This window comes from Vibrio sp. 10N.239.312.D08, assembly GCF_041466145.1.
Taxonomy (GTDB): Bacteria; Pseudomonadota; Gammaproteobacteria; order Enterobacterales; family Vibrionaceae; genus Vibrio; species Vibrio crassostreae_C.
The window spans coordinates 86,038-97,175 of the sequence record NZ_JBFSSD010000008.1 but is presented as its reverse complement, the minus strand read 5'-3'; the positions used below and the strand labels follow the sequence as shown (position 1 = coordinate 97,175).

The following is an 11,138-nucleotide window of genomic DNA, read 5'->3' as shown; positions in this document are numbered from 1 at the left end:
TTTAGAGCTTTTATCATTTAAGTATCGCGAAATGAGTAAGAATTACATTTTTCGAGAGTTAGAGTGCCAAATGACGAGGTAGCTGAACTGTGTTTCAAAACTGTGAGGACTGGGTACAGTTCAAAATGTTATACGATAGAATGGAGCTACCAACTGGCCAAGTGGTTAGGCCACAACAAATATTAGCAGGAATTGCTCTTTTGGGGATTCAATCGGATCTAGAGATTAAAACCTCAACGCACCTACTAAAACTTGCTAGAAGCATTATCAAAGATCAGGCCATAGAATACGTATATTGTTGAACATTAGGTGAATGATCTAAGTCGCAGTTTATGCCATATGAAAGTGATAGATTAACTCTCCTTATAAAAAGATGAGTACTATTATGAAAAAGTTGTTATTACTCGTTGGTTTAACTATTTCTACAGTTTCAATGCCGACATTGAGTCATCCCGGACGTACAGCTTCTGACGGTTGTCATTATTGTCGAACAAACTGTTCAGCTTGGGGTGTTCCTACGGGGTCAAGACATTGTCACGTTCATGCTGAACCTACTAATAAAGATCTGGAAAGTTCTGAGATAGTAAAAAAGCATAGCGACGACGATGGGCAGTTTGTAACTATAAAGCATGATGATGTATGGACAACATTCATATCAACAGCAGTAAAAGCTGACGATATGTAGCAAAGCACTTGCACGTACTGTTGATTTTAATAAGCCGGACTCATTGAGTTCGGCTTTTTCATGGCTTAAACTACATCGATAGCTTCAGGCCAAATAAAGTAAGGACCAAATCGTTTGCTGTATTTGAATTCAGCACCTTGTTCTTTGCCTGATTCAGTTAAAGTGTGTTTCCCATCTTCTAACGAGAGATACCCTTTCGACACACAGGCTTGAAGAAAATCGTCAGTTTTTAGCTTATGTTTCTTTGCGAGTTTAGAAGACGTAACTTTCGTTTCTTCAAAAACTGCATTTGATTCATCACTAATTGCAGGTTCAGCTGCGTCAGATGAAACCTTTTCTAGTGAAATCCTAACTTCATCACTAATACGAATAATACGTTGAGCTTCTTCATAAGAGTCTTTGTAAATCTCTGAGTCTTCATCTCTGTCGATGAAGATACCCATTTCATTATTATTTACTTGGCTGAACTCATATAGGTTTAAGCTAGTGATGATACAAGAGCTTTCGTTAATGTAGCACTTAGCGTGAAGGTTTTTACAGAAACTAGTACGGATGTAAGATAAACCTTTAAGCCAGTTAATCTCATCTGGTTGTAGTTCGCTTTTTCCATAAACAATTCTGATGTCGATTTTTAATCGATCTTTATCTTCTAGTAGCTCTCTGATTCGGTCATTAAGTTTCAAAAAAGGGCTGATGAGTATCAACCTTTCAGATGCATTCTTAATAAGTTCTTCTAAATAGTAGTTTGTAGCACTTGTGTTTAAAAACTTAGCCATTTCATATCCTTGACATATAAAATCTAACGCATACAAATTACGACGAGAACACAGTTAAAGCAAGTTGGTCATTTGATACATCAAACATGACGCACAATATCTGATTATGTTTGGTATGAAAGGCACAACCTATTGTTTATTCTGATTTTATCAATGCTATTAGACGTCGATGCACTGGTTTGGTCTTGTTAAGGCGATAGGCAAAATCAAAAACTAGGATGAGAAAAGTATGGTTTATCAATGCGAATTCAAAGTATAAATTACATTAACTAACACGACGTGACTCTTGTTGATAAGGTGACCATGACTGGTGCAAAGAGGTGTCTTGTTTGTGGATTAGCCAGTCCTCCTTTTTGGTCATATCAAGGAGAAAGAAGCCGGACTCATTGAGTTCGGTTTTTTAACAACAAAAAAGACTACAAACTAACTATTTCCCCATAGCATCCTTTTGTTCTTGAATGACGTTGCGGCATTTTCTAAGGAAGGCATGAGAGTTAATTTAGATATATCTAACCTATATAGAAGCTTCAATAATTCTTTAGCTTCTGACGACGGTAATGATAGACGAACGGTTGGAGGACGTGCGTAATTTAATGACTTCGAGCGTTCACTGATCACAGTTTCTTCCAAAGTCGGCCACCGTTTTTTTGCTTTATAAAAATGATTAGACGTGTTCACTAGGGTGAATAAACCTCGTTGCGCGCGTAAAAAATTGTTATTAACTTTGGGCGTCGAGATTAAGTTTATACTTTCAATATTTTTGATTATGTTGGTATTAATACAAAGAATGGAAAAATGAGTATCCGGTGCATTGTTTAACGCTGAATTAGCGGCGAAATAGGCAGCTACAAAAGGAGACTCAGTCCAATCTAATAAACGAGTCGGTACACCATGGTGTTGTGCCAAAGCAATACTAGGGAGAAGTTGGTGATCGAATGTATCATCGTCTTCAGTTACTACTCCTTTGAAAAGGTTGTAATCAATAGGAGTCTGTAAACCGATATGATCAGCAGCTTCTAGAAATAGATATACAGAGCGAATTTCTGCATGATTATGAAGTTTCAAGTATTGGCCAACATCACTTCGATTTACTGGAGATTGAGGCGTGAAATCCTTCAAGCTACTTTCGTCACGGTGAGCAGTTGGCAATAGAGACCAGGACTTGTTACCTTGTCCACGAAAAATATAGTTACAAACATATTTTTCACTCACATCAAATAAGCTTTTTGGGTTGAAAATGTTATCACCTAAGAGTTCATCAATAAGCTCTTTTGCTGATTCGTAAGTAATATCTATGTCGTACATGAGTAAAACTCTTTAAGTATAAGCCATTAAAATAGTTTCTAGCGAGAGTCTTCAGTTTTAGAAGTTCCGAACTTAAACTAACATGGTAAGTCTACTAGAGTTTTCTATTGACTAACAATCACTTATCTCTAGGCGTGTAAAAACTAGCGCGCAAGCTTGCAACTAGAGCAGGGCTATGTGAGTGCTGATAGATAGGTCGAATTTACCTCCGTGATACATCACGGGGAGTCACCGTGAAGAATATTATAAGGATGGATAACTTTCTAGAAGGGCAAACGTACATAAATAGGATGTGAATGAGTTCAAATTCTACCCAACAATGGTTGGGTGGACGACATATCTTTCTTTCGTTCCCCTTGAAAACCTTTCTTGGTGCCTATATATGCATATATGCAATGTTGCATAATTTAAAGGAGGTTTTTCCGATGAACGATTGGGATTACGTGAATTTTAGCGAAGTTCATGAAATGAATTATCATTTAGGGCTAGTTGGTAAATCGAAATCTGAAGACAACAGAAAGTACCTAAGAGATAACACTCAATGGACAGCAAAGAACAAGTTGGACAAAACACGCATTACACACACTGAGTTTAAACCCTTTGTTGTAGCCGATAAGCCGTATTTGCAAGATCCAGCTTAACGCGGGAATTGTAGATAAAGACGTCTCCCATGAGGAGGCGTTCTTCGTGACAACACAGCACTACTTGTTAAGCGTTTTGGTTCTATTCAGTTATATCCCCCCATAAATACCACTTTGAGTCTTATAATCTGAGTTAGCCCAGCTTTAACGCCTCTGGACACTTTCGAACTAGAAATTGTCACGGTAAACATTCTACCTATCAAGATTCTTGATGTTTATTAGCTATTGTCTTTGCTATTTGGCGAAATATCAATAACTAAAGGGATTGCAAAGTAAGTTGTGGGAAGCTAACGCGATAAGTAAAATTAGCGCTAACTAAAATGTCTTATTTTTGGCTAATATTACATGAGGTTACGTTAAATCTGGTTCTATTTATCTCTAACTTGAACCATTGTTGATTTATACAGATCAGTAAATGTTGGTTCCTCATCTCGATTATGAATGAACACAAAAACGGATCAGATAAACAATGTAGATAAGGGCAACTCGACAGCACCTTATGACTGTGAACCATGTTATAAAAATAATCCTTAATCTCCTCTTTCACTTTCAAAGTTGGAGATAAAGCCGAACCACTATTAAATCAACGAGAATATATAATGTTAGAACAATTAGAGATGATTCTTTTAAGCCTCAGTGCTGGGGTTGTAAGCACCCTAGTAGCAGTGCTAATCATCGGTGTATTCTTTGTAGCAATCTGGCTAGGAAAGAGAGGCAGAAACAGAGATTTCGTTAACTACGCACCAACACTTTTAACCACATTGGGTATATTTGGTACGTTCTTCGGGATTGTGCTTGGCTTGTTAGAGTTCGATCAAAACAATATCGAAACAAGCATACCTCCACTTCTAGCAGGTCTTAAGACAGCGTTCATAACGAGTCTGATGGGGATCTTCGCATCTCTATTACTTAAGACGCTCAGCACTATTCCTCTCTTCAAACCCAAAAAAGCGAAAGAGCAAAAACTTGGCGCGACACCGGAAGATATTCTTTCTGCAATACAGTCTCAATCCACAGAAACAAAGGCTTTGAAAGATGCTCTAGTCGGTAACGAAGAGTCTACGTTGCTTGGTCAATTCAAGATGATTCGCAGCGACATAAACGACAATGCCAAGCTATCCCGAAAGACGCTTGATGAAAGGGCCGAAACTGAAGAAGAGAGATTTAAAGAGTTTTCCACGAATCTGTGGCTCAAGATGCAGGAGTTTGCCGATGTCTTGTCGAAATCTGCGACAGAGCAGGTTATAGAGGCGCTTAAGCAGGTTATTACTGACTTCAATAGCAATCTGACAGAGCAGTTTGGCGACAACTTCAAACAGCTAAACGAGGCAGTGTTGCTTCTCGTTAGGTGGCAAGAAGATTACAAAAACCAACTCGAGCAAATGCAGAGTCAGTATGAGCTGGGCGTAAAATCAATTGCCTCTACCGAGTCTTCGGTCGCAACAATCAGCGAGCACAGTAAAGTGATCCCTGAAGCTATGATTCAACTTAAAGAAATCATGGAGGTCTGCAATCACCAAATATCTGAGCTTGAGAGTCATCTTGGTGCATTCAGGGATATGAGAGACAAAGCGGTTGAAGCCGTGCCGGAGATTCAAAACCAGATAGAGAATGTGGTGAGTAGTATATCTAAATCAGTCGAGACTGCTAATACCCACTATGCTGATATGCTCACTGAAGCCGAGAAAGGCATAAACAATGTCAGCGAAAAGCTAATAGAGAGCTCTGAAACTATCGGCAAGTCTATAGATTTGGCTGCAACTGAATTTACAGATAATGCAGCTAGAACGAACGAAAGCCTCAAGACAAGCTCCGACTACCTTCAAGACCAAACTGGAATTATCAAGCAGCACCTAGAAGACGCTGTTTCTGATCTGAATAACACTATGCGCGGCATGATTGAAATGCTAGTTACTGATGCCAAGCAGATGTCAGAAACGATGACCACTGCTAACCAGAACCTAGTTACCGATACCAACAAAGTGTCTGATGCGATTGTTAATTCGGCAGATAAGTTGCAACAGAGGTTGTCTGACGTTATCGACGAGGCATCAACTCAGCAAATTAACCAAGCTAGACGCACGTTCGAGGCGATGGAAGAGAGTATTCGAAACCAAGTAGGGTTAACTGGCGAGGCGGTAGATTCTCAGCTCAAGTTGATTGATGAGTCTATGCAGCAAGAGATTAACCGTGTCATTACCGAGATGGGACGAGCTCTTACTCAAGTGACAGGCAAGTTTGTAGAGGACTATGTGAAGCTGACTCAGGCAATGAATGAGATCGTTAACGAGCGAGTTGCCTAATGGACAAGATATTCGGTAAAAGCAATGCCGCTGAAGAGGAGAATGGAGAGCATTGGCTTTCCATCTCAGACCTAATGGCTGGCTTAATGATGGTGTTTTTATTTATCGCCATCGTATTCATGCTCAAGACTCAGAAAGAAAGCCAGAAGATAAAAGATGTAGCAGTTGCCTATCAAGAGAACCAAGTCGCCATTTACGATGCTTTAGTGAATGAATTCAAAGGTGATTTAGATATATGGGGAGCAGAGATTGATAAGGAAACTCTGTCATTCAACTTCAAGTCACCTGACGTACTGTTCGCAAACAACCAGACAAAGATTAAACCTGCTTACAAGAAGATCTTAAATCAGTTCTTCCCACGCTATATCGAGGTTCTTAAGCCGTTTCGTGACTCGATTGATGAAGTGAGAATTGAGGGGCACACATCTAGCGCAGGTCTTAGAGGCTCAACCAAAGAGCAGGCTTACTTTTACAATATGAGGTTGTCACAAGGTAGAACGCGCTCCGTTTTGCAATACGGTTACAGCTTAATGCCGGAAGAATCAGATTGGATAACTTCCAGAGTAGCTGCGGTTGGGTTCTCTTCATCGAGGTTGGTCAAAGTAGACGGGGTAGAAGACCCAGAGAAATCACGTCGAGTCTCGTTTAGAGCCATTACAAACGCTGACATACAGATAAAACAAATTCTTGGTGAGAACTGATGAAGTTAAATATCGACTTTGGCGCCCTGTATAAAGCTATTGCCCCGTTGGGTGCAGTGAGATCTGATTTTACCTTAACAAGGCGCTCAGACAATCTAGAGAGCGTTACTCGTGGTCTAGTTCAAGGCAAGGTACTAGGTAAAGACATTCAGTTAGATGAGATTGACGGCTCAAATGGTGTACTAAGTTACGACGGTCATCAGGTAATGCTCTACATACCCGACCAGGGGCCAAGCATAAGCGAAGTTATTAGTAACGGTAAGTGTAAGTCTGCAAGGCGTGTTCATGTCGCAGAGTGTAAAACAATAATTGATATGCGCGAAAAAGGGCGTTTTCACAATAGATATGTGGTGACAAGTCGAATTGATGGCAAGTTTCCGGTCTTTGGTCGTTCTTTTCACTCAGGTCAGGACTCAAAGGGTGAATCTGATTTATCACCATGCATTATGTGTATGAAGGAACTGAATGTAGAAGGCTATACTGAGAAGACATACGAGGAGCAGAAATCGTTCATTGCCAATTTCTCGTTCGTGAGGTTGTTTGAGTCATACAGTTCCCACTTCGAGACAATACCAACCTCTACTGCCGATTACTACAGTGGTGGGTACTCTCCTGATTGGGCATCGATATCATCGAGCTTCAGAAGTGAACTGAATTACACCTGTCAACATTGCAGTGTTTGCCTAAAAGATCACAAAAAGCTACTTCACACTCACCATGTTAACGGGAACAAGGCAGACAACAAGAGGGCGAACCTTAGGGCCTTGTGTGCTGACTGTCACAGGAAACAACCTCATCATGGTCACTTGTGCGTGAGCAACGAGACAACTTTGACCATCAACAGGCTAAGGGAAGAGCAGGGCGTTGTAACTCCGTTTGACAGCTACCAAGATCTAATGCTTTATGCCGATCCTGCTCTTGTTGGCTTGATATCAAAGTGTCAAAAGAATCGACTTCCCTGTGGCAAGGTTGGCGTAAGTAAGAACATAAAGGGAAATGAAGTCTCTATTGACTTGTGTTGGGATAATCAGAAAGTGGCGGTGGTGATTAATCACAAGAGTTCTAGAGAGCTTAAAGGCGCAGGATGGTCGGTATATACAGTTCAAGACGCATTAGATAGATTTGATTTGTTTCAAGGCGAGGTTAGATAGCCAATTCCTTTTTCATATTTTCACTCGACCCAGACCATTGGTTATCCGGATTCGTCTTTCGTACGCCCCTTTTCAACAAACGCTTGGAATGGCTTTTCCAGTTTCTCAGTCAGGCTGGTCATATGGCGTTGCTCTTGGCTGAGGGGCTCGCTCTCTTGTTGAGACTGTGTCGTGGACGTTATCAAGCCTTGTGTCTCACTAAAGTTCGCCGTAAAGCCAGGGTAGTTTGGTCGAATTTACCCCCGTGATACAACTCGGGGGTTAACAGCGAACAGCATGATAAGAACGGATAACCTTTTAGCAGGGTAAATTGACAGCTTAAAATTGCTTTTGTACCGGGCAAGGGTATTGTTCTTTGAGCCCCATCGCTAAGTAATAACCGATAGACCCGTTAATGCCTGGTTTACCGTATTTTTTAATATTACGTTCAATTTGGTTATTAATCAGCTCCATTAACTCTTCGGTTTTCCAATTCCGTAATGTTTCGCGGTTTACCTGGCTTTTCATTGGCAAGCAATAATCGATACGTTGATTGCGAGCGTCTAAGCGCGTGGTATACAGATTTATGGTATCCGCAGCAACACGAACACCGATCAATAAATCTCGATACTCAGGTCTATCCGGATGTTGATAATGTTCAACGTAGTAACGCATATCTGCAGGGTTCTTGACACTGATGAGTTGGTCAATTTCTGGAATTTGACTATTAGCACTAATAGCTAGGCTCAAAAATGAGAAACATGTGGTTAAGCCTAATACGGTCCATTTATTCATTACTAATCCTCCATTTTATACTGTGTATAATACTAGGTTGTTTTGATATCTCACTTGAGTTGCTCAATAATTAACCATTATTTATAGGTTAAGAACGGGTTTGATCCTACTCCTTCTTTGTTGGCTGCAAGGTTGATGGTGGCTCAACACGCTTGCTGGTGCCCTCAAATTGTTCACGTGTTTCATTCACGATTTGTGAGTGGTTGTCGGGGTTGTAATAACGCTCTGTGCCGCCGCGTTTCTGATGCTGCTCCAGCACCGTTTGACCGGTATTACCTAGAGCCTGGCCTTTAAATTGTTCCCCCACCATCGTTTGCCACTCGGCTTGGGTCGGCTCAGGGTTAAAGGCTTGTTCGTGCTCTTCTTGAGTGGGTACGCTGGCGAGCACAAAATCTTTAAACGTATCGGTTGTTTTAAATTCTTCCCAGGCATTCGCGCGGGCTTGACGAGCATCGTCGCCCTGTCCCGTTAGTATGAGTCCTGATTCGTCTTTCGTACGCCCGTTTTCAACAAACGCTTGGAATGGCTTTTCCAGTTTCTCAGTCAGGCTGGCCATATGACGTTGCTCTTGGCTGTTGACTTGACTGAGCGTATCGACCTCTTGTTGAGCTTGTGTCGTGGACGTTATCAAGCCTTGCGTCTCACTAAAGTTCGCCGTAAAGCCAGTGGCGTAAGTGCCCATCTCCGTATTACGTTCGTCGGCCGTGAGGCGGTTGCTCGCATCGATGGTTTGGTTGGCACCAGAGCGGTAGGATTCGATGGCGGCTTGCATTTGGCTTTGTTGTTCGTTGCTCATGCTGCTGAGCGTTTCGCGGTCTTCCTGTGTCCATTTTTGTCCCGTGGACGCGTTCACACTCCCATTAAACCCTACGGCGTCACCGAGAGCGCCGCTTGACAGTCCAGCGTTCACGTCATAACCGCCGTACGCAGAGTGTAAGAAGGCATTCGCTTTCTCATGGCTCCATCCGGTTGCCGCACTGACTTGCTCAGTGGCGGAGCTGACCTGCTCTAAGCCTTTTGATGCTGCAGCAGTTGCACCGTGTCCATGAGTTAAACCGTAACCTTGGGTTGAAGAATAACTCTCTTTCCAATCGGCCATCAATTGAGAGCCACTTTGTGTGCTTTGTGACAAGGCCGTTTGTTGTGTCGAGAGGTTGGATTGAGCGCTAGTGTGCAAGTCTTGCACCGCTTCACTGTATTGACTAGAGCTGGCGACATTCCACTGGAAATTCGACGCGGTAGGGCTAGTGTCATACACCGTTCTATCACCGTATTGCGTTGAAAGCAGACCGTCTTCGCTTTGAGTGGTACTGCCGTGTTGTTTCAGCAATGTCGACGTATCAAACTTATTGCCATTGACGTTGTTAAACGTGTGGGTCTGCATTTGCGTATTACCGTGGCTGATGTCACCACTTGAGGCCGCGGCTGAAGTACGGGCATTGGTTTGGTTTATCATCCCCGCCAGTTGGTAGTTTAAACTGCTCATCATGGCCGCCGCCCCCTTAGTTAACGCTAAGGCAATCGCGGGGGTGGACATCATCAAGTAACCAGTAATGGCGGCGTAACGTGTGTTGACGTAATCAATGCCGCTCATGTTCGAGAGGGTAATGCCGCGTAACCCTTGTGTCGCGCCCTGGGTCGCCCCTTCTAAGAACCACATCATGATCGCGTTGAGGATGGTGAATATCATTGGCCAAGTGGCCAGATAGAAAAAACTGCCCATATAGTTTTTAAGGACAGGTAACGTCATATGTGGCAGTAAGGCAATGATGGCAATGATCGCCCCAAAGCAGACAAACAAAATCACCCCTATCGAGTGCATCATCGGAATGAACTCTTTGGCTTGCAGCCCAATGTTGGCCCACATGGTTGTCGTTTGCATTTGGTTGGCGGTGTAGGCGTAGTTGGCCGCGATACCTCGGTGCGTGTTTTCGATGTTCCAGCGCGTCATGTTGATGACCATGTTCTGTTTTAAAATATCGACTGCGTTGTTACTGACCCCAATTAAATCTTGGTGACTATTCTCGATGGCGTTTCTTAAGAACGTTGATTGGATGTTGCTCTCTCGTCCCAAGATATACGCGCCCAGTTTATTCATGGTTTGATTGGCCTCTTCATCAAATTGTTGAGTGAGTTCAGGAAACGCGTCGCGGCAGGTTCTGTATTGACCCTGGGGGTTATAGAGCCCACGAATGGGGGACATCGATTTTGTGGCGAGAAAACCCAGCAAATCCGGTGCTTGCAGGATGTTTTGCATGGTGTATTTTTTGTTAATTCGAATGTCTCCGACGATGCAGTTGTGATAAAAGTCTTTCCAATAGCGTTGCAGATCAATGGTTTCGGCGTTGGCGCTACGAAGCAACGTGTATAAATTCGAACCAAACACCATGCCTGAGGAGCTGTAGCTTTCATCCTCTGTACTGCTAAAGACGATTTCAATGCCTTCGGTTAAGCCGTGCATGAACGTGGTGGCCGCCCAACCGGGTATTGCGACGATGTAAGGCACGTTATTCACGTAATAAATGCGCATAGGATTTTGCGCGTCATTGATATGGACGGTGGCTTTCATGCTGATAAGAAAAGTGGGGATAGCCAAGTAAATGAACATAAAACGCATCACATGTTTCGCGTCTCGAGACACAAAAAATAGGGTGGCACTGATGATAAAGGCCAGTTGTAAGGCGATTTCGATTAACGAGCCAAAGGTGTTGGTGGTAAAAAAAGTGGCGACGGCGTTCAAGGCTCGTTGTAATTGAGGGCCTGCGCCATAGAGATAAAAGTCTAAGGTCATTGGGGATCTCC

Annotated in this window: 10 protein-coding genes and 1 pseudogene; 6 read left to right on the top strand and 5 right to left on the bottom strand. The window is 42.6% G+C overall.

Annotated features, from left to right (window positions below):
* Positions 1-70: 70 nt before the first annotated feature.
* A pseudogene (locus AB6D58_RS06490) lies at positions 71-302 on the top strand (regulator).
* Between the two features lie 83 nt (positions 303-385).
* On the top strand, positions 386-685 hold the full coding sequence (locus tag AB6D58_RS06485) for a hypothetical protein (protein ID WP_133152788.1): 300 nt from the start codon (positions 386-388) through the stop codon (positions 683-685).
* 65 nt (positions 686-750) lie between these two features.
* Here AB6D58_RS06485 and AB6D58_RS06480 read toward each other — a convergent pair whose 3' ends face one another.
* On the bottom strand, positions 751-1,461 hold the full coding sequence (locus AB6D58_RS06480) for a phospholipase D family protein (RefSeq protein ID WP_017061854.1): 711 nt from the start codon (positions 1,459-1,461) through the stop codon (positions 751-753).
* Positions 1,462-1,884: 423 nt separating this feature from the next.
* Positions 1,885-2,766 carry an FRG domain-containing protein gene (locus tag AB6D58_RS06475; RefSeq protein ID WP_017061853.1) on the bottom strand — a complete coding sequence of 294 codons (882 nt, stop codon included), beginning with the start codon at positions 2,764-2,766 and terminating at the stop codon, positions 1,885-1,887.
* 425 nt (positions 2,767-3,191) lie between these two features.
* Between AB6D58_RS06475 and AB6D58_RS06470 the strand changes: the two genes are divergently transcribed.
* From AB6D58_RS06470 to AB6D58_RS06455, 4 genes are all read left to right on the top strand, one after another.
* A complete protein-coding gene (locus AB6D58_RS06470) occupies positions 3,192-3,407 on the top strand; it encodes a hypothetical protein (RefSeq protein ID WP_029236513.1) in 216 nt (71 codons plus the stop codon).
* Between the two features lie 599 nt (positions 3,408-4,006).
* The gene (locus tag AB6D58_RS06465) at positions 4,007-5,710 is read left to right on the top strand and encodes an anion permease (RefSeq protein ID WP_017061851.1); all 1,704 of its coding nucleotides are present in this window, start codon (positions 4,007-4,009) and stop codon (positions 5,708-5,710) included.
* On the top strand, positions 5,710-6,411 hold the full coding sequence (locus tag AB6D58_RS06460) for an OmpA family protein (protein WP_017061850.1): 702 nt from the start codon (positions 5,710-5,712) through the stop codon (positions 6,409-6,411). Before AB6D58_RS06465 ends, AB6D58_RS06460 begins: the two co-directional genes overlap by 1 nt.
* On the top strand, positions 6,411-7,562 hold the full coding sequence (locus tag AB6D58_RS06455) for an HNH endonuclease (RefSeq protein WP_017061849.1): 1,152 nt from the start codon (positions 6,411-6,413) through the stop codon (positions 7,560-7,562). The genes AB6D58_RS06460 and AB6D58_RS06455 overlap by 1 nt, the downstream gene beginning before the upstream one ends.
* A gap of 41 nt (positions 7,563-7,603) precedes the next feature.
* Here the strand turns inward: AB6D58_RS06455 and AB6D58_RS06450 are convergent, their stop codons facing one another.
* The 3 genes from AB6D58_RS06450 to AB6D58_RS06440 form a co-directional block, all read right to left on the bottom strand.
* A complete protein-coding gene (locus tag AB6D58_RS06450) occupies positions 7,604-7,747 on the bottom strand; it encodes a hypothetical protein (protein ID WP_155492541.1) in 144 nt (47 codons plus the stop codon).
* Positions 7,748-7,880: 133 nt separating this feature from the next.
* Positions 7,881-8,336: a hypothetical protein gene (locus tag AB6D58_RS06445; RefSeq protein WP_017061848.1), complete on the bottom strand. Its 456-nt coding sequence runs from the start codon at positions 8,334-8,336 to the stop codon at positions 7,881-7,883.
* 106 nt (positions 8,337-8,442) lie between these two features.
* The gene (locus AB6D58_RS06440) at positions 8,443-11,127 is read right to left on the bottom strand and encodes a conjugal transfer protein TraG N-terminal domain-containing protein (protein WP_017061847.1); all 2,685 of its coding nucleotides are present in this window, start codon (positions 11,125-11,127) and stop codon (positions 8,443-8,445) included.
* Between the last annotated feature and the right edge of the window lie 11 nt (positions 11,128-11,138).

What these genes read in the sequence shown, in the direction of transcription:
- AB6D58_RS06470 (WP_029236513.1), top strand. Translation starts at nt 3,192, where the DNA reads ATGAACGATTGGGATTACGTGAATTTTAGCGAAGTTCATGAAATGAAT.
- AB6D58_RS06445 (WP_017061848.1), bottom strand. Translation starts at nt 8,336, where the DNA reads ATGAATAAATGGACCGTATTAGGCTTAACCACATGTTTCTCATTTTTG.
- AB6D58_RS06485 (WP_133152788.1), top strand. Translation starts at nt 386, where the DNA reads ATGAAAAAGTTGTTATTACTCGTTGGTTTAACTATTTCTACAGTTTCA.
- AB6D58_RS06460 (WP_017061850.1), top strand. Translation starts at nt 5,710, where the DNA reads ATGGACAAGATATTCGGTAAAAGCAATGCCGCTGAAGAGGAGAATGGA.
- AB6D58_RS06455 (WP_017061849.1), top strand. Translation starts at nt 6,411, where the DNA reads ATGAAGTTAAATATCGACTTTGGCGCCCTGTATAAAGCTATTGCCCCG.
- AB6D58_RS06475 (WP_017061853.1), bottom strand. Translation starts at nt 2,766, where the DNA reads ATGTACGACATAGATATTACTTACGAATCAGCAAAAGAGCTTATTGAT.
- AB6D58_RS06480 (WP_017061854.1), bottom strand. Translation starts at nt 1,461, where the DNA reads ATGGCTAAGTTTTTAAACACAAGTGCTACAAACTACTATTTAGAAGAA.
- AB6D58_RS06440 (WP_017061847.1), bottom strand. Translation starts at nt 11,127, where the DNA reads ATGACCTTAGACTTTTATCTCTATGGCGCAGGCCCTCAATTACAACGA.
- AB6D58_RS06465 (WP_017061851.1), top strand. Translation starts at nt 4,007, where the DNA reads ATGTTAGAACAATTAGAGATGATTCTTTTAAGCCTCAGTGCTGGGGTT.